Consider the following 18,764-nt stretch of genomic DNA (forward strand, 5'->3'; position numbering starts at 1 on the left):
CTTTTTTGCGCTGAGTGTTTATGCCACACTCAGCGCCTTTCGAGCCTGTTAACAGACCTATGCACCCTCTGCTACCGAGCCTAGCTGCCGCCTGCCTTTATGCTGGCGTCACCGGATACCAAGGCCTACGCCTGGCGCAACGCACCGTGCCGAATAAGCGCCTGCTTATCGTCCTGGGCGCCTTGGCGCTCGTTGCGCACGGGGTGAGCCTGTTCATCCAACTGCTGTCGCCAAGCGGACTGCACCTGGATTTCTTCACGGCCTCGAGCCTGATTGCCGCAGCCGTGATTCTCCTAATTCTGCTCGCGCTTCATCGCATGCCAGTCGAGAATCTTCTGCTGCTTCTTTTTCCGCTCGGTTGTCTGACAGTGCTTTTCGCCCAGTTCGCGCCGTCCGGCACCGCGCCGGCCATCAGCGAGGAGCCAGGGATATTGGCACATATCCTGTTTTCCATTCTTGCTTACGGGATGCTTACGATTGCGGTCTTTCAGTCACTGCTGCTGCTCCTGCAGGACCACCACCTCAAGCACAAACACCCGTCCGGCCTGATCAAGAACTTCCCGCCCCTACAAACCATGGAGAGCCTGCTGTTCGGCTTCCTCCTCGCCGGCTGGCTGCTGCTATCGGCATCGCTGATTTCCGGCTGGCTGTTCCTCGACAATCTGTTTGCCCAGCATCTGGTGCACAAAACACTGCTATCAGTCATCGCCTGGGTAATCTTCGGCCTGTTGCTGTGGGGGCGCCATCAGCTTGGCTGGCGCGGCTACAAGGCCATTCGCTGGACGCTGGCGGGCTTCTGTCTGCTGATGTTGGCCTATTTCGGCAGCAAGCTGGTCCGCGAATTCATCCTGCACATCTAGGGCCACCACGTGGAAAATCTACATCCCGGCTTTCTGGTTGGCCTGCTGGTCTTCCTGCTTTTGTGCTCAGCCTTTTTTTCCAGTTCCGAAACCGGAATGCTCAGCCTCAACCGCTATCGCTTGCGTCATCAGGCAAAAGAAGGTCACTCCGGAGCCAAACGAGCCATCGAACTGCTGTCCAGGCCCGACCGCCTGCTGGGCACCATTCTCGTAGGTAACAATTTCGTCAATATCCTTGCTTCCTCGATCGCGACAGTTCTGGCGATGCAATTATGGGGTGAGGCCGGGATTGCCATTGCCACCATCGGCCTGACAATTATCTTGTTGATCTTTGGTGAGATCACGCCCAAAACGCTAGCGGCCCTGCGCCCAGAGGTGGTCGCCTATCCAGTCAGCCTACCGTTGATGCTGCTGCAGAAGGTGCTGTATCCGCTGGTCGCGCTGCTCGGCTGGATCAGCAATGGACTGCTCAAGCTGCTCGGTGTGGACCCGTCCAAGAAAGGCACCGATAGCCTGTCCACCGAAGAGCTACGCAGCGTGGTGCGTGAATCCGGTAGCGATCTGCCACTGAATCGACAGAACATGCTGCTCGGCATTCTCGACCTCGAACGGGTGACTGTCGATGACATCATGATCCCACGCAACGAAGTCGCCGGCATTGATCTTGACGATGACTTGGAAACCATAGTTGGCCAGTTACGCACCACACCGCACACCCGCCTGCCAGTGTTCCGCAAGGACATCAACCAGATCGAAGGTATCGTGCACATGCGGCAGATTGCCCGCCTGCTCAGTCACGACCAGCTAACCAAGGACAGCCTGCTCGAAGCCTGCAACGAGCCCTATTTCGTCCCGGAAAACACCCCGCTCTCTACCCAGCTGCTCAATTTCCAAAAACAAAAGCGCCGCATCGGCATCGTGGTGGATGAGTATGGCGATGTACTGGGGATCGTTACCCTGGAAGATATTCTCGAAGAGATCGTTGGCGAGTTCAGCAACCAAGACGCCTTGCGCAGCCCGGATATACACCCACAGGACGATGGCACCCTGGTGATAGACGGCGCCGCCTATCTGCGCGAAGTAAACCGAGCGCTGAGCTGGCAATTACCCTGCGACGGGCCGAAGACGCTTAACGGATTGATTACCGAAGCGCTTGAACATATTCCTGATAGCGGTATCTGCCTGCAGATTAAGCAGTATCGATTCGAAGTCTTGCAGGCCGCAGACAATCGCGTCAAAAGCGTGCGCGCCTGGGTGGCCGAAGATATCCAGGAAGAACCGAGCGACACGCCATAATTCGTTGCGTCGCCCGGTCCCGCCTGAGTTTCAGAATTCGATATCGATAGCCGAGGCCACCCGCATCGCCTTGGCACGCGCAGCCTCGATTGACATGTCGCGAGCCAGCGCCACCCCCATTCGCCGCTGCCCACTGACGCCCGGCTTGCCGAACAGACGCAGTGCGGTATCTGGCTCGGTCAGCGCCGCGGCCAGATTACCGAAGCTCACCTGCCCGGACTCGCCTTCCACCAGCACCACGGCCGAAGCCGACGGCCCGAACTGACGGATCGCTGGAACCGGTAGCCCAAGGATTGCCCGGGCATGCAGCGCAAACTCGGAAAGATCCTGGGAGACAAGGGTCACCAAGCCCGTATCGTGCGGCCTGGGTGAAACCTCGCAGAACCAGACCTTGTCGCCCTTGATGAAAAGTTCGACGCCGAAAATACCACGCCCACCCAGCGCATCGGTGACCGCCAGCGCAATGCGTTCAGCCTCGGCCATTGCGCCTGCAGTCATCGGCTGCGGCTGCCAGGATTCCTGATAATCACCTTTTTCCTGACGATGCCCGACCGGCTGGCAGAAGGCGGTTCCAGCTGCATGCCGAACGGTCAGCAGCGTGATTTCATAGTCGAAATCGACGAAACCTTCGACGATCACCCGCCCTTTCCCGGCTCGACCGCCAGCTTGCGCATAGTCCCAGGCCGTGACGATATCGGCTTCACTTCGCAGAACCGACTGGCCCTTGCCGGACGAACTCATGACAGGCTTGATCAGGCAGGGGAAGCCGAGCAAGGAAACCGCCGCGCGACATTCCTCCAGCGAGTCGGCGAAACGGTACGGAGAAGTCGGCAGACCCAACTCTTCGGCAGCCAGACGGCGAATGCCTTCGCGGTTCATGGTGAGCTGCGCGGCCCGCGCCGTGGGGATCACCGTATAGCCTTCGCGCTCCAACTCCACCAGCGTCGCGGTGGCGATCGCTTCGATTTCCGGCACGATGAAATGCGGGTTTTCCTGTTCGATGATCGACCTCAGCGCATCGCCGTCGAGCATGTCGACGACATGGTGACGGTGCGCCACCTGCATGGCAGGAGCGTTGGCGTAACGGTCCACCGCGATGACCTCAACGCCCAAGCGTTGAAGCTCGATGACCAGCTCCTTGCCGAGCTCACCGGAACCACAGAGCAGCACACGGGTTGCACTAGCCGACAGCGGAGTACCTATTCGGGGCATGGAAGTCCTCGTTATACAGACACTAATAAAGTCGCGCCGACGCGTTGCTCTTCAGCGTCAGAACAGCAGCCCGCTGACGCGTGCCCGCTCGTGACAACGCAGCAGCACCTGACGCCGCTCCAGATTGTCCATCCGGCTCCAGCGACGGATTTCGTCGATGCTGCGCTGGCAGCCGGTGCAGAAATCGTCTTCGTCCAGCGCGCAGATGCTGACGCAGGGAGACGCAACCGGCTTGTCGTCAGCAGTCAATCGTCCTGCTCCGCCAGGTCCCGCGCGTAGCGCTGGGCGTTGTGTACGTAATGCGCAGCGCTCGCTTCGAGCATCTTCTTCTGCTGTTCGGTCAGCTCGCGAACCACTTTGCCGGGCGACCCGACCACCAGCGAGCCATCGGGGATTTCCTTACCTTCGGCAATCAGTGTGTTGGCGCCGATGATGCAGTACTTGCCGATCTTCGCCCCGTTGAGGATCACCGCGTTGATCCCGACCAGGCTGTAATCGCCGACAGTACACCCGTGCAGCATGGCGTTATGCCCAACGGTGACGCCGGTTCCCAGCGTCAGGGGATAGCCCATATCCGTATGCATGACACTGCCGTCCTGCACGTTGCTATTTACGCCGACATGGATCAGTTCGTTGTCGCCACGCAGCACCGCACCGAACCAGACGTTGGCACCCGCATCCAGGCGGATCTTGCCGACCAGAGTGGCGTTTGGTGCGACCCAGCTCTCGGGGTGGGTTTCGACGCGGGAATCACCCAGGCGATATTTCACGGTCATGACCTCTTCTGGCTCAGATCGATGTAGGAGGCGGGTGGGCGGTGCATTTCGATCCCGGCGTCGTATACCAGGTTCACCAGTTCGACGATCATGATGGCCGTCAATCCCCAGATTTTGTATTCGCCATAACGGTAAGACGGAACGTACCAGGCAACCCCCTGGTAATCGATTCGGTGGGTCACTTCGCGCGTGTCTTGGCAGAAGAACTCCAGCGGCACGGAAAACACCGACGCGATCTCAGCATCGTTGGCGCGGTATTCGACATAGTCCGGCACGATGCCGACATAAGGCGTGACGTGGATGCCATGCAGCGATACGAGGCTGCTCAGCGGCCCGACGATTTCTACTATCCCCGGAGCCAGGCCGACTTCTTCCTCGGCTTCGCGCAACGCGGTATGGACTAGATCTCGATCGTCGGGATCACGCCGGCCACCGGGAAATGCCACCTCGCCGCCATGAGTGGATAGACCACTGGCGCGAAGGGTCAGGACCAGTTCCGGCGAATCGCCACGCGTGATGGGCATCAAGACCGCCGCTTCGGGCATCCGGCCTTCCGGCTCCAGAAGATGCGGGGAATAGTCACGCACCCGTTGGAGTATCTTGTCCAGCATGAAACGTCTCTTTCCGTCTTTGGCAAGCATCATGGCATGAATCACCGAGGCGCCCAAGACAGGCGAGCCGAAACCAGGTGTTCGCCCTAGGCAGCCCCAACTGCAATCGACAGTTGGCATGAGCGGACTTCTCGCGACAAACTAGTTCTAAGCGTTGGACAGATGATCCGTATATCGAAGGAAGCGCGATGAAATTCTGCAGCCAGTGTGGCAGCACGATCACCGAACAGGTACCTGACGGGGATAATCGAGTCCGCTTCGTCTGTGCGTCCTGCGACACGATTCATTACCAGAATCCACGGATCATCGCCGGTTGTCTGCCAGTCCGGGGGGAATACGTATTGCTCTGCCGGCGCGCAATCGAGCCACGGCGCGGCTACTGGACGCTACCGGCCGGCTTCATGGAAAACGGTGAAACCATGCAGCAGGCAGCAGAGCGAGAGACGTTGGAGGAAGCCTGCGCCAGAGTCACCGACCTGCACCTCTATATGTTGTTCGACCTGCCGCACATCAACCAGGTCTACACGTTCTTTCGCGCCGAGCTGGTCGATGATCGATTCTGTGCAGGAGACGAGAGTCTCGAGGTCAAGCTTTTCAACCAGGCCGAGATCCCTTGGTCAGAGCTGGCTTTCCCGACCGTGGGCCGTACCCTAGAATACTTTTTCGCCGACCGGGTGCAGCAGACCTTCCCGGTGCGCAACGAAGCCATCGCCCCCATGCGGATGGCGCGCAAACAGGTCTGATGTCGTCAGGATTCAGGAACGCCTCATGCGCTGGCTGTTAGCGATTTTCTGCTTCACCTATGCCACTCTTTCCCACGCCACCGCTGCGCCAGTCTTCGATGCCTCGTTTATCGACAAGGTGCTGGTGGTCAAATCGGAACGCCAGCTGCACTTGATCAGCCGGGGAGTGACGATGAAAAGCTATCGCGTCTCGCTGGGAAAACAGCCCGGTCCCAAGCAGCGCGAAGGCGATCAGCGAACGCCAGAAGGGTTGTACTGGATCGATTGGCGCAAAACGTCCGACAAGTACAACCTGGCGATGCACATCTCCTACCCGAACGCCAGGGATCTGGCCCGCGCCCGTGCCGAGGGCGCACGACCAGGCAGCATGATCATGCTTCACGGCACGCCGCTGGATGAGGAATACCCCGAGTGGTTCTTCCATACCCTTGACTGGACCGAGGGCTGCATCGCGCTGAAGAACGATGACATGCGTGAGATATGGAATCTGGTGAAAGACGGCACGCTGATCGAAATAAGGCCGTAGGATCTGCTCCTGTTTCAGGCAAAACAGTATCTGTCCGTAGGGCCGAATTCATGCGGCCGCAGATTGCGAGGCCGAACAAGTTTCGGCCCTACTGCACTCCTTAAAAGAGTAAGTTCCGTCACGACCGCGACGAAACGCCAACAGGGTATGGACTGCTTTTAGAAAACCATATCCGACAATCGCCAAACCTCGAACGCCGGCGTTTCGTAAGGGTGCGCCCGCTTAAGGGCCTTGACGCTGTCGTGGATCAACTCGTCGGCGACTACCAACTCCACCTTCCATTCCGAAACCGGCTGTACGTTACCCTGCTCGCCCAGATAGGGCTGACTGCCCTCCAGCGGTCGGTACTGGCCGTGCCCGAGCACCTGCCAACAACAATGGTCATAGGCGCCGATACGACCACCGCCCGCTGCGAAAACCGCTTCCTTCACATCATCCAGATGGCTTTCGGGAACATAGAAACACAGCTTGTACATCAGCCTCTCCGGAACCAGGGGCGGACCAGATGCCGCCTTACAAAACCAATTTGCCAGAAGCCGAAACATCAAGCACTGCTATCGATCAACGATCAGACGTGTCCCTGCGGGCTTGGTTCAGCGAAACGCTGACGACTGGACCACAAAAAGAAAGCCCGGAGCACACAGGTGTCCGGGCTTTTTTTCCAGTGCCAGTAACGAGTGGCTTCAGTCCACCCAGACTCGCGCATTGCGGAACATGCGCATCCAGCCACCATCTTCCTGCCACTCATCCGGACGCCAGGAGTTGGTCACGGCCCGGAAGACGCGCTCCGGGTGCGGCATCATGATGGTCACGCGACCATCGCGTGTGGTCAGGCCGGTGATACCGCGCGGGGAGCCGCCAGGGTTGGCCGGATAGCGTTCGGTAACCTTGCCGTGGTTGTCCACGTAACGCAGGGCCACGGTGCCGGACAGATCCGCCTCGAGCAGTGCTTCCTCGCTTTCGAATTCCGCATGCCCTTCCCCGTGCGCAATGGCGATCGGCAGACGCGAACCGGCCATGCCCTGCAGGAAGATCGACGGCGAATCCTGCACCTGAACCATGGCCACACGTGCCTCGAACTGCTCGGAGCGGTTGCGCACGAAATGTGGCCAAGATTCGCTGCCGGGTACCAGTTCGTGCAGATTGGAAAGCATCTGGCAACCGTTGCAGATGCCCAGGCCGAAGCTGTCGCTGCGCTCGAAGAAAGCGCTGAATTCCTCACGCGCACGGCTGTTGAACAGGATCGACTTGGCCCAGCCTTCACCCGCGCCGAGCACGTCGCCATAAGAGAAACCGCCACAGGCCACCAGGCCCTTGAAGCGCTCCAGGCTGATGCGTCCCGACAGAATGTCGCTCATATGCACGTCCACCGCGGCGAAACCGGCGCGGTCGAAAGCGGCCGCCATCTCGGTCTGGCCGTTAACGCCCTGCTCACGCAGGATCGCCACCTGTGGTCGCACGCCGCGCTTGATGTAGGGCGCGGCGATGTCCTGGTTGACGTCGAAGCTGAGCTTGACGTTGAGGCCGGGGTTGTCCTCTTCCAGCAGCGCATCGAATTCCTGATCGGCGCACTCAACGTTGTCGCGTAGGCGCTGGATGCGATAGCTGGTCTCGCTCCACTGCTGCTGCAGTAGGCGGCGATCTCCACTGAACACTTCGCTGCCGGCAAGCCGGATCGAGATGTAGCCATTGTTGGCCGGCTGACCGATCACCGCGACGCAATCACCGAGGCCAGCGGCGCTGAACTGAGCGAGGACGATTTCGGTGTCGTCCTGGCGCACCTGAATGACGGCGCCCAGTTCCTCGTTGAACAATACGGCCGGAATTTCGTCGGCATCATCCAGCAAGCCGTCGAGGTTCAGGTTCAGCCCGCAGTGGCCGGCGAAGGCCATCTCCAGCACAGTGGTCAACAGACCGCCGTCGGAACGGTCATGATAGGCCTGCAGCAAACCATCGGCGTTCAGTCCCTGGATCACCGCGAAGAAGGCCTGCAGATCCTCGGCATCGTCGACATCCGGTGCCTGGCGGCCAAGCTTGCCGTACACCTGGGCCAGGATCGACGCGCCCATGCGGTTCTGGCCACGGCCCAGGTCGATCAGGATCAGGTCGGTGGCGCCCTTGTCCAGGCGCAACTGCGGGGTCAGCGTCTTGCGCACATCGACCACTGGCGCGAAGCCGGAGACGACCAGCGACATGGGCGAGGTAACGCTCTTCTCGGCGCCATCTTCCTCCCAGCGGGTCTTCATTGACATCGAGTCCTTGCCCACCGGAATGGTCAGGCCCAGCTGGGGGCAGAGCTCCATGCCGACGGCTTTGACCGTGTCGTACAGCCGTGCGTCTTCGCCCGGGTGGCCGGCGGCGGCCATCCAGTTGGCGGACAGCTTGATGTCGGACAGCTTCTCGATGCGCGCGGCGGCGAGGTTGGTCAGCGTCTCGCCAATCGCCATGCGACCGGACGCCGGGGCATCCAGCAGAGCCAGCGGAGTGCGCTCGCCCATGGCCATGGCTTCGCCGGTGTTGACGTCGTAGCTGGTAGTGGTCACGGCGCAGTCAGCCACCGGCACCTGCCAGGGGCCGACCATCTGATCGCGCGCCACCATGCCGGTGATGCTGCGGTCGCCGATGGTGATCAGGAAGCTCTTGCTGGCCACCGCCGGATGGCGCAGCACGCGGCCAACGGCGTCATCCAGATAGACCGAGGCCGCGCTAAAATCGTCGCCCAGCTCGGCTTCGCGGCTGGCGCTGCGGTGCATGCGCGGCGTCTTGCCGAGCAGCACGTTGAGAGGCATGTCCACCGGCTTGTTGCCGAAATGGCTGTCGGCGACGGTCAGGTGCGGCTCTTCGGTGGCCTCACCAACTACCGCGAACGGGCAACGCTCACGCTCGCAGATGGCCTTGAAGCGTTCGAAATCGCCAGCGTCCACCGAGAGCACGTAGCGCTCCTGCGACTCGTTGCACCAGATCTCGTGCGGCGCCATGCCCGGCTCGTCGTTGGGAATGTTGCGCAGATCGAAGCGACCGCCGCGACCGCCATCATTGACCAGCTCCGGGAAGGCGTTGGACAGTCCACCGGCGCCGACGTCGTGGATGAACTTGATCGGGTTCTGTTCGCCCAGCTGCCAGCAGCGGTCGATGACTTCCTGGCAACGACGCTCCATTTCCGGGTTGTCACGCTGCACCGAGGCGAAATCCAAATCCGCCGAGCTGGCGCCAGTGGCCATGGAAGAGGCCGCGCCGCCGCCGAGGCCAATCAGCATCGCCGGGCCGCCGAGCACGATCAGCTTGCCGCCGACCGAAATCTCGCCCTTCTGCACGTGATCTTCACGGATGTTGCCCAGACCGCCGGCCAGCATGATCGGCTTGTGGTAGCCGCGCACTTCTTCGCCACGGGGCGTTTCGATGCGCTGCTCGAAAGTGCGGAAATAGCCAGCCAACGCCGGGCGGCCGAATTCGTTATTAAACGCCGCACCACCCAGCGGGCCTTCGATCATGATGTCCAGCGGCGTGACGATGCGTTCGGGCTTGCCGTAGGGCCTTTCCCAGGGCTGCTCGAAATCGGGAATGTTCAGGTTGGAAACGGTGAAACCGGTCAGCCCCGCCTTGGGCTTGGAACCGCGGCCGGTGGCGCCTTCGTCACGGATCTCGCCACCTGAACCGGTGGCTGCGCCGGGGAACGGCGCGATGGCGGTCGGGTGGTTGTGGGTTTCTACCTTCATCAGAATGTGTACCGGCTGGCGGGTCGCCGCGTACTCGCCGGTCTCGGGATTGGGGTAGAACCGCCCGGCCTCGTGGCCGACGATCACCGAGGCGTTGTCCTTGTAGGCCGACAGCACGCCTTCGGAATGCATTTGGTAGGTGTTCTTGATCATGCCGAACAGGGACTTGTCCTGGCTTTCACCGTCGATGTCCCAGCTGGCGTTGAATATCTTGTGCCGACAGTGCTCGGAGTTCGCCTGGGCAAACATCATCAATTCGATGTCGTGGGGGTTGCGCCCCAGACCGGTGAAGCTGGTCACCAGGTAATCGATCTCGTCGTCGGCCAGCGCCAGGCCCAGCTCGACGTTGGCCTGCTCCAACGCGGCACGGCCACCACCGAGCACATCCACCGCGGTGAGCGGCTTGGGCTGTGCGTGGCTGAACAGGTTGGCGGCGTCCTCAAAGCGTTCGAGTACCAGCTGGGTCATACGGTCATGCAATGTGGCAGCGATAAGCTGCACATCGGCGTCGCTGATTTCACCCTGCACATAGAAGGCGATGCCGCGCTCCAGGCGCTGGATCTTGCCCAGCCCGCAATTGTGGGCGATATCGCTGGCCTTGCTCGACCAGGGCGAAATAGTGCCGAAACGCGGCACCACCAGGAACAGTCGGCCAGCCGGCTCCTGCACAGGGACGCTCGGGCCATACTTGAGCAGCCGGGCGAGCACTTGCTCCTCGTCCGCACCAAGCGTGCCGGATACTTCAGCGAAATGAGCGAACTCGGCATACAGCCCGCTTACAGCGGGGACCTTCGCGGTCAGTTGTGCCAGGAGCTTGCCGTGACGGAAGGCGGAAAGAGCGGGAGCGCCGCGCAGGATCAACATCGTCGGAACAGCCTCGGAGAGGGAGCAGTCGGGCCGCGTATTCTAGCCTATGACGATGGGCAAGGGGCAGTTCTCAGGGTACCCAGTAGGTGGGCCGGGTGGCGCTCCGCTTCAGCCCACCAGAGTCCACGAGATCCAATGGTGGGCTGAAGCCCACCCTACCCCTCGCTGCTCTTTAATGCAGTATCTGGCTTAAGAACAGTTTCGTTCGCTCATTGACTGGATTGGTAAAGAACACCTCCGGATCGGCCTGTTCGACGATTTCGCCCTTGTCCATGAAGATCACCCGATCGGCAACGGTACGGGCGAAGCCCATTTCGTGGGTCACGCAGAGCATGGTCATGCCGCTCTCGGCGAGGCCGACCATGGTATCCAGCACCTCCTTGACCATTTCCGGATCCAGCGCCGAAGTGGGTTCGTCGAACAGCATGATCTTGGGCTTCATACACAAGGCACGAGCGATGGCCACGCGCTGCTGCTGGCCGCCGGACAGCTGCCCGGGAAATTTGTCAGCCTGTTCCGGAATGCGCACGCGCTCCAGGTAATGCATGGCGATCTCTTCCGCCTGGCGTCGCGGCAGCTTGCGCACCCACATGGGTGCCAGCGTGCAGTTCTGCAACACCGTCAGGTGCGGGAATAGATTGAAATGCTGGAAAACCATGCCCACTTCGCTGCGAATAGCCTCGATCTGCTTGAGGTCGTTGGTCAGCTCCACGCCGTTAATCACGATGCGGCCCTTTTGGTGCTCTTCGAGCCGGTTGAGGCAGCGAATAGTGGTCGATTTGCCCGAGCCGGAAGGCCCGCACAGCACGATGCGCTCGCCCTGGGTGACGCTCAGGTCGATGTCCTTGAGTACATGGAACTGGCCGAACCACTTGTTCACGCCCTGCATCTGGATGACCGGTTCGCCGGAGCGCTCAGGCTGCCCGGCTTGCAGTGATGTATCGCTCATGGTGTCTCTCCTAAGACCGGTGGCTGGTGTCGAGCTTGCGCTCCAGGTGCATGGAATAGCGCGACATGCCGAAACAGAAAATCCAGTAAACCAGCGCCGCAAAGACGTAACCCTCGGTGGACATGCCGAGCCAGGCAGGATCCGAAGTCGCGCGCTTGATGCTGTTGAGGAAGTCGAACAGGCCGATGATGATCACCAGGCTGGTGTCCTTGAACAGCGCGATGAAGGTATTGACGATGCCGGGAATGACCATCTTCAGTGCCTGCGGCAGGATCACCAGGACCATGCTGCGCCAGTAGCCCAGGCCCATCGCCGCCGCCGCTTCGTACTGGCCCTTGGGTATCGCCTGCAGGCCGCCGCGTACCACTTCTGCGATGTAGGCGGCCTCGAAGAAGATCACCATCACCATGGCCCGCATCAGCTTGTCGAGGTTCATCTCCTCGGGCAGGAACAGCGGCAGCATGACCGATGACATGAACAGCACGGTAATCAGCGGCACGCCGCGCCAGAACTCGATGAAGGTGACGCACAGCACGCGGATCGCCGGCATGTCCGAGCGCCGCCCCAGCGCCAGCAGGATGCCCATCGGCAAAGCGCCAGCAATGCCAACGGCGGCGATCACGATGGTCAGCATCAACCCGCCCCAGCGCGACGTCGGGACCGTTTCCAGACCGAAAAAGCCGCCGTGCAGTAGCCAGTAAGCCAGCAATGGATACAGCAGCAGATAGCCGATGCCGTAGTGCACCTTGCGTGGCATCTGCCGGAAGAACAGCGGAGCCGCGCCGAGAATCGCCAGCCAGGCGGCGGCATCCACCCGCCAACGCAGCTCCGTCGGGTAGAAGCCGTACATGAACTGGCTGAAACGCGTCTGAATGAACACCCAGCACGCGCCTTCCCGAGAGCAGTCGGCGCGCGTCTCGCCGGTCCAGTCAGCCTTGATGATGGCCCAGTCGATGATCGGCGGGACGATCATCCAGATCAGATACAGGCCGACCAGCGTCATCAACGTATTGACCCAGCTGGAAAACAGATTGGCCCGTAGCCAACCGACCACGCCGATGTTGCGCGAAGGTGCCGGCAGGTCAGGCTTGAAAATATGAGTTGTCATGAGCCTGTCCTCACCGTTCAATCAGCGCGATGCGCTTGTTGTACCAGTTCATTAGCAGCGAAATGCTGATGCTGATGGCCAGGTACACGCTCATGGTGATTGCCATGGTTTCGATCGCCTGACCGGTCTGGTTGAGTACCGTGCCAGCGAACAGCGAGACCATGTCGGGGTAGCCGATGGCGGCCGCCAGCGAGGAGTTCTTCGCCAAGTTGAGATACTGGCTGGTCAACGGCGGGATGATCACGCGCAACGCCTGCGGCACGATGACCAGCCGCAGCACGCGGCTGGGTCGCAGCCCCAGCGAAGCGGCCGCTTCGGTCTGGCCATGGCTCACCGATTGAATGCCGGCGCGCACGGTTTCGCCGATGAAAGCTGCCGTGTAGATCGACAGTGCCAGCACGATGGACACCAGCTCGGGAATCACCACCCACCCGCCACGAATGTTGAAGCGCTGCAGTTCCGGAATCTCCCAGAGGAACGGCCCGCCAAACACCAGTGCACATAGCCCTGGAATCCCGATGAACAACCCGAGACTGGTCCAGAACACCGGGAACGATTGCCCCGTGGCATGACGCCGGGCCCGCGCCCAACGGTTGAGCAGGACGATGGCCGCCAGCGCCAGAAACAACGCGATCCAGAACGGCCAGAAGCCTTCCCCCGCGCTCGGAGAAGGCATCTGTATGCCCCGGTTGTTGACGAAGATGATGTCCCACAGGCTCAAGCTGTCGCGCGGCCCTGGCAACGGGCTGAGCACCGCGAAGTAGACGAAGAAGATCTGCAGCAGCGGCGGAATGTTGCGGAATATCTCGATATAAACAGTGGCAATCTGGCGGATCAGCCAGTTCGGCGACAATCGGCCTATGCCGAGAATGAAGCCGATGACAGTTGCCAGGATGATGCCGACCACGCTTACGAGCAGCGTATTGAGCAAACCGACCCAAAACACCCGGCCGTATGAGTCGCTTTCGCTGTAGTCGATCAGGTGTTGGGGGATGCCGAAACCGGCGGCGTTATCGAGAAATCCGAAACCGGAATTGATTCCCCGGTGGGCAAGATTGGTCTGGGTGTTGTGAAACAAAAACCAGCCGATCGCGATGACAGTAATGACGGCGATGATCTGAAACAGCCAGGCACGCGCCTGTGGATCCGTGAGCAGCGAGCCGCGCGCCGCCCCCGATTTGGCAATGGTTCGCATCAAGAAACCTCATTCGGCGCCGCCGGTACGAGCGCACCGGCATCGCTCATCCTTGAAACAGGGCCGACTATGCGTCGGCCCGGCTCGATCAACGCACCGGCGGTGCGTATTGGAGGCCCCCATTGTTCCAGAGCGCATTCAGCCCGCGTTCGATCTTCAACTCACTACCGGAGCCGATGTTGCGCTCGAACACTTCGCCGTAGTTGCCGACCTGCTTGACGATCTGCACTGCCCAGTCCTTCGGCAATTTCAGATCCTTGCCATATTCGCCTTCAGCACCGAGCAGACGCGCAACATCTGGGTTCTTGGTGTTCTTCGCGGTGTCCTCGACGTTCGCCGCCGTAACGCCAAGCTCTTCGGCATTGATCATCGCGAAGAGCGACCAGCGCACGATATCGAACCACTCCTCGTCGCCTTGGCGAACCGCCGGGCCGAGCGGCTCTTTGGAAATGACCTCAGGGAGCACGATGTAGTCGTCCGGCTTGGCCAACTTGATGCGCTGCGCATAGAGCTGAGACTGGTCGGAGGTGAGCACATCGCAGCGACCGGATTCCAGCGACTTGGCACTTTCATCCGACGTGTCGTAGGTAATGGGCGTGTACTTGAGACTGTTGGCGCGGAAGTAATCGGAGAGGTTCAGCTCCGTGGTGGTGCCGGCCTGGATGCACACCGTGGCGCCATCGAGCTCCTTGGCACTGGACACGCCGAGCTCCTTGTTCACCAGAAACCCCTGGCCGTCGTAGTAGGTGACACCTGTGAAATTCAGACCCATCGCCGAGTCGCGCGAACTGGTCCAGGTGGTGTTGCGCGAAAGCACGTCGACCTCACCCGATTGCAGTGCGGTGAAGCGCTCCTTGGCGGTCAGCGGGCTGAATTTCACCTTGCTCGCATCGCCAAATACCGCAGCCGCTACCGCGCGGCAGACATCCACATCGATTCCCTTGTACTCGCCCTTGGCGTCGGCATATGAAAAGCCCGGCAACCCGTCGCTGATACCGCACTGCACGAAGCCTTTGCTTTTCACCGCATCCAGGGTCGCCCCTGCCTGAGCCAAGCCGCTGGCGCCCAAAAGTGTCGCGGCACCAAGCACGGCCAGTGTGGATTTAACCCTTATCATCGAAACCTCCAGTTTGCTTTTTTATTCTGCTGGGTCGGGGTCTTCCGCCTGCATCGCAACATGCCTGCCGACGTAACGGCTGAAGGACCTGACCTGAGTCTAGCCGCCGATTGATGATCGGCAACTCCTCCCGATGCGTTCGCCTGCAAGAACGCAGACGACACCGGCGCAGATGGCGCAAGGGCCAAAGCAAGCGGCATACCAGAACGAGCGAAAGCGCATTTCCGCTATCTTCCCGCTTCATCGCACGGGCCGGTGCAGGTAACCTCGCCGCATATTGCCGCATTCACCCTTTACGCCTGCCCCAACTTGAGGCGGGCACCCAGATGGAGCCCAACATGAGCGACCCTTTGATCATCGAACCTGCCAACACCGCGGACTCATGCGTCATCTGGCTACACGGCCTCGGTGCCGATCGCTACGATTTTCTACCGGTAGCCGAAGCACTGCAGCAGCGCCTGCTGCAGACACGCTTCGTGCTGCCTCAAGCGCCTACCCAGGCGGTAACGATCAACGGCGGCTGGGCGATGCCTAGCTGGTACGACATCCTCGCCATGAACCCGGCTCGGGCCATCAACCAAGCCCAACTCGAGCAGTCGGCGCAGGCCGTGATAGCGCTGATCGAGGCGCAGCGCGACAGCGGCATCGACCCTAGGAGAATTTTCCTGGCAGGTTTTTCCCAGGGCGGCGCGGTGGTCTATCACACCGCCTTCCTGCGCTGGGCCGGGCCGCTCGGCGGGGTTATGACGTTGTCGACCTACGCGCCTACCTTCAACGATGACCTGGAGCTGTCGCCATTACAGGCGAGCCTGCCGGTGCTTTGCCTGCACGGTTCGAGAGATGACGTTGTGCCGCCCGCTATGGGACGAGCCGCTTATGAATGCCTGGTGCAAAACGAGGTTTCGGCCCAGTGGAAGGACTATCCAATGGCCCACGAAGTGGTGCCCGATGAGATCCGCGATATCGGCGATTGGCTCGCTGCGCGCCTCGGTTGATCGTCAAAGACAGGCGAGCGCGCAGCATAAGAAAATGTGATGCCGCGCGCCTGTTCTGATCACAAAACAAGGCTACGCTTGGGATTGGTAGAAAACTCGATGCGCCTGCCATTGCAGCGCACATCGCGGCCAGACGAAGCCGACCCTGCCGGTCATTACAAGGCCCTTGCGATAGCCATGACGAACAAACCACCCAGCCGGATATGGCAGCAATGAAGCTTGCCGAATGGCGGGCCGAGATGCGGCACCTCAAACAGGCGCGCCTTCTGGAGCATGTCGACGAACCCTGCCTGCGGCTGATGCAGGAGGCTTTCGAGCCGTGCACGCTGGCCGCCGGAGACGTTCTGCTCACGCCGCTGGAGCACAATCAATATCTTTACCTGGTTCTCAGTGGCGAACTCGCCGTCCACCTCGACTCGCTCGATAGCCCACCCGTACGCGCCATCGGACCGGGCGATTGCGCTGGCGAAATCAGCTTCATGGACAATCTGCCGCCATCGGCTTACGTCGTTGCGCTCGAGTCTTCGGAACTGCTGCGGCTTCATCGCCGCTCGATGCCGCTGCTGACGCGGTCGCCCCGGCTGATGCAGAACCTCGCCGAACTGCTTTGCCAGCGTGTTCGCCTGAGCGATCGTTTGATCATCAACAGTGAGCAGAATGCCAACGTCGACACCCTGACCGGTTCTTTCAACCGCCGCTGGCTGGAACACATCTATAACCGCGAGAGCACCCGCTGCGCCTTCAACGGCCAACCGCTGTCGCTCCTGATGCTCGACGTCGACCGGTTCAAGGATTACAACGACCGACACGGACATCTGGCTGGCGACCATGCGCTTTGCCTGGTGGTCGACACGCTTGGGAAGTTGCTCCGTCCGAGCGACAGCCTGGTGCGCTACGGCGGCGAGGAGTTCGTGATCCTGCTTCCCGACATGGGACTGGACGATGCACGCAATGTTGGCGAACGCCTGCGCCAGAGCCTCGATGAAATCACCTCGTTCCGCTCGCCGATCGGCACGCTGCCGGGCGTCACGATTTCTATCGGCGTTGCGCCGATGCAATCCAATGACGATTTGAAAAGGCTGATCCAGATCGCCGACCAGGCGCTTTATCAGGCCAAGGCGCAGGGACGAAACTGCGTCTGCGGCTGACGAGCGGGCAACCGCGATGGCGGCTCAGAGCAAGTCTTCGCCGTATCTGCTTCTTGCATTACACTGGCGGGCGAACCTTATAGACAGAGACGGAAACCGTGCTCAAAGCACTCAAGAAAATTTTTGGCAAAGGTCCGGCAGAGCTCCCAGCCGCCCAGCCTGCCAGCGATACCTCGACACCTATCGACACTCCTCGCCCTGCGCGCCCCGAAACAACCGAGCAGTTGGTCGACGCAGCAGCAGCGCCCAAGCCTCGCCGAGAGCGCTCACGCAAACCCGCCGCACCGCCGCCCGCCCCTGCCTGGAAACTGGAAGATTTCCAGGTCGAACCGGCCGAAGGCAAGACACGTTTCCATGACTTCAAACTCGCCCCCGAGTTGATGCACGCTATTCACGACCTGGGCTTTCCGTATTGCACGCCGATCCAGGCTCAGGTTCTGGGGTTCACGCTCAAAGGTCGCGATGCGATCGGCCGCGCCCAGACCGGCACCGGCAAAACTGCGGCCTTCCTGATTTCCACCATCACCCAGCTGTTGCAGACGCCGCCGCCCAGCGACCGCTACATGGGTGAGCCGCGGGCGCTGATCATTGCGCCGACTCGCGAACTGGTGGTGCAGATTGCCAACGACGCACTGAACCTGACCAAGTACACCGGCTTGAACGTGATGAGCTTTGTCGGCGGCATGGACTTCGACAAGCAACTCAAGGCGCTGGAGTCCCGCTATTGCGACATTCTTGTGGCTACGCCGGGACGTCTGCTGGACTTCAACCAGCGAGGCGAAGTGCATCTGGACATGGTCGAAGTGCTGGTACTCGACGAAGCCGACCGCATGCTCGACATGGGCTTCATCCCCCAGGTTCGCCAGATCATTCGCCAGACGCCGCCCAAGAGCGAGCGTCAGACACTACTGTTTTCCGCCACCTTCACCGACGACGTGATGAACCTCGCCAAGCAATGGACTACCGATCCGGCGATCGTTGAGATCGAAGCGGTTAACGTTGCGAGTGATACGGTCGAGCAACACGTCTACGCCGTAGCGGGCAGCGACAAGTACAAGCTGCTCTACAACCTGATCACACAGAATGACTGGACTCGTGTGATGGTGTTCGCCAATCGCAAGGACGAGGTTCGCCGTATCGAGGAACGCCTCACCCGCGACGGTATCAGCGCCGTGCAGATGTCCGGCGACGTGCCCCAGCACAAGCGAATCCGCGCGCTCGAAGGTTTCCGCGAGGGCAAGATTCGCGTCATGGTGGCAACTGACGTGGCCGGACGCGGCATCCATGTCGACGGAATCAGCCACGTGATCAACTTCACTCTGCCGGAAGTGCCAGACGACTACGTGCACCGCATCGGCCGCACCGGTCGAGCCGGCGCCAGCGGCACCTCGATCAGCTTTGCCGGCGAGGATGACGCGTTCGCCCTGCCGGCTATCGAAGCATTGCTGGGCCGCAGCATCAGCTGTGAAATGCCACCCGCAGAGCTCCTGGCGCCCGTTCCGCCCAAGCGCTGAATACTCCTAGAAAAACAAAAAAGGCGAAGCCGCTGCGGCTTCGCCTTTTTTATGCCTGTATTGCCCTGTCACTGCAGTCGAACTGACGCAAATCACCCAGCAAGTCCGATAAGCACCTACAGTGAAGGAAA

At 60.7% G+C, this 18,764-nt stretch carries 17 protein-coding genes; 7 read left to right on the forward strand and 10 right to left on the reverse strand.

Going from position 1 to position 18,764, the window contains the following annotated elements:
- Positions 1 to 59: 59 nt before the first annotated feature.
- Complete coding sequence (locus NA645_RS15175; protein ID WP_131650672.1) at positions 60 to 860, forward strand: cytochrome C assembly family protein; 801 nt, start codon at positions 60 to 62, stop codon at positions 858 to 860.
- 9 nt (positions 861 to 869) lie between these two features.
- Complete coding sequence (locus NA645_RS15180; RefSeq protein WP_256049603.1) at positions 870 to 2,156, forward strand: HlyC/CorC family transporter; 1,287 nt, start codon at positions 870 to 872, stop codon at positions 2,154 to 2,156.
- Positions 2,157 to 2,186: 30 nt separating this feature from the next.
- On the opposite strand, the gene purT is transcribed toward NA645_RS15180, so the two are convergent.
- Genes purT through NA645_RS15200 form a run of 4 tightly spaced genes read right to left on the reverse strand, consistent with a single transcriptional unit; the run spans position 2,187 to position 4,755 of the window.
- Positions 2,187 to 3,368, reverse strand: coding sequence for a formate-dependent phosphoribosylglycinamide formyltransferase (gene purT / locus NA645_RS15185; RefSeq protein WP_256049604.1), 1,182 nt, complete (start codon positions 3,366 to 3,368; stop codon positions 2,187 to 2,189).
- 57 nt (positions 3,369 to 3,425) lie between these two features.
- Positions 3,426 to 3,617, reverse strand: coding sequence for a DUF1289 domain-containing protein (locus NA645_RS15190; protein ID WP_256049605.1), 192 nt, complete (start codon positions 3,615 to 3,617; stop codon positions 3,426 to 3,428).
- A complete protein-coding gene (locus tag NA645_RS15195) occupies positions 3,614 to 4,138 on the reverse strand; it encodes a gamma carbonic anhydrase family protein (protein WP_256049697.1) in 525 nt (174 codons plus the stop codon). Before NA645_RS15195 ends, NA645_RS15190 begins: the two co-directional genes overlap by 4 nt.
- A 2-nt stretch (positions 4,139 to 4,140) precedes the next feature.
- A complete protein-coding gene (locus tag NA645_RS15200) occupies positions 4,141 to 4,755 on the reverse strand; it encodes a CoA pyrophosphatase (protein ID WP_256049606.1) in 615 nt (204 codons plus the stop codon).
- A 188-nt stretch (positions 4,756 to 4,943) separates the two neighbouring features.
- Between NA645_RS15200 and NA645_RS15205 the strand changes: the two genes are divergently transcribed.
- Positions 4,944 to 5,498: an NUDIX hydrolase gene (locus NA645_RS15205; RefSeq protein ID WP_256049607.1), complete on the forward strand. Its 555-nt coding sequence runs from the start codon at positions 4,944 to 4,946 to the stop codon at positions 5,496 to 5,498.
- A gap of 25 nt (positions 5,499 to 5,523) precedes the next feature.
- Positions 5,524 to 6,024: a L,D-transpeptidase family protein gene (locus tag NA645_RS15210; protein WP_256049608.1), complete on the forward strand. Its 501-nt coding sequence runs from the start codon at positions 5,524 to 5,526 to the stop codon at positions 6,022 to 6,024.
- A 158-nt stretch (positions 6,025 to 6,182) separates the two neighbouring features.
- Here NA645_RS15210 and NA645_RS15215 read toward each other — a convergent pair whose 3' ends face one another.
- The 6 genes from NA645_RS15215 to NA645_RS15240 form a co-directional block, all read right to left on the reverse strand.
- The gene (locus NA645_RS15215; protein ID WP_256049609.1) at positions 6,183 to 6,500 is read right to left on the reverse strand and encodes a YqfO family protein; all 318 of its coding nucleotides are present in this window, start codon (positions 6,498 to 6,500) and stop codon (positions 6,183 to 6,185) included.
- A 207-nt stretch (positions 6,501 to 6,707) separates the two neighbouring features.
- On the reverse strand, positions 6,708 to 10,604 hold the full coding sequence (gene purL, locus NA645_RS15220; protein ID WP_256049610.1) for a phosphoribosylformylglycinamidine synthase: 3,897 nt from the start codon (positions 10,602 to 10,604) through the stop codon (positions 6,708 to 6,710).
- A 175-nt stretch (positions 10,605 to 10,779) separates the two neighbouring features.
- On the reverse strand, positions 10,780 to 11,556 hold the full coding sequence (locus NA645_RS15225) for an amino acid ABC transporter ATP-binding protein (protein WP_131650685.1): 777 nt from the start codon (positions 11,554 to 11,556) through the stop codon (positions 10,780 to 10,782).
- A 10-nt stretch (positions 11,557 to 11,566) separates the two neighbouring features.
- Entirely contained in the window at positions 11,567 to 12,664 is a 1,098-nt protein-coding gene (locus NA645_RS15230; protein ID WP_256049611.1) for an amino acid ABC transporter permease, read from the reverse strand.
- A 10-nt stretch (positions 12,665 to 12,674) separates the two neighbouring features.
- Positions 12,675 to 13,859: an amino acid ABC transporter permease gene (locus NA645_RS15235; protein WP_256049612.1), complete on the reverse strand. Its 1,185-nt coding sequence runs from the start codon at positions 13,857 to 13,859 to the stop codon at positions 12,675 to 12,677.
- Positions 13,860 to 13,947: 88 nt separating this feature from the next.
- Complete coding sequence (locus NA645_RS15240) at positions 13,948 to 14,976, reverse strand: amino acid ABC transporter substrate-binding protein (RefSeq protein ID WP_256049613.1); 1,029 nt, start codon at positions 14,974 to 14,976, stop codon at positions 13,948 to 13,950.
- A 338-nt stretch (positions 14,977 to 15,314) separates the two neighbouring features.
- On the opposite strand from NA645_RS15240, the gene NA645_RS15245 reads away from it, so the two are divergent.
- From NA645_RS15245 to rhlB, 3 genes are all read left to right on the forward strand, one after another.
- A complete protein-coding gene (locus tag NA645_RS15245) occupies positions 15,315 to 15,971 on the forward strand; it encodes an alpha/beta hydrolase (protein ID WP_256049614.1) in 657 nt (218 codons plus the stop codon).
- A gap of 212 nt (positions 15,972 to 16,183) precedes the next feature.
- Positions 16,184 to 17,119, forward strand: a complete 936-nt coding sequence (locus tag NA645_RS15250) for a GGDEF domain-containing protein (protein ID WP_256049615.1) — start codon at positions 16,184 to 16,186, stop codon at positions 17,117 to 17,119.
- Between the two features lie 98 nt (positions 17,120 to 17,217).
- Positions 17,218 to 18,633, forward strand: a complete 1,416-nt coding sequence (rhlB, locus tag NA645_RS15255) for an ATP-dependent RNA helicase RhlB (RefSeq protein ID WP_256049616.1) — start codon at positions 17,218 to 17,220, stop codon at positions 18,631 to 18,633.
- Positions 18,634 to 18,764: the final 131 nt, after the last annotated feature.

This window comes from Stutzerimonas stutzeri, assembly GCF_024448955.1.
Classification (GTDB): Bacteria; Pseudomonadota; Gammaproteobacteria; order Pseudomonadales; family Pseudomonadaceae; genus Stutzerimonas; species Stutzerimonas stutzeri_AQ.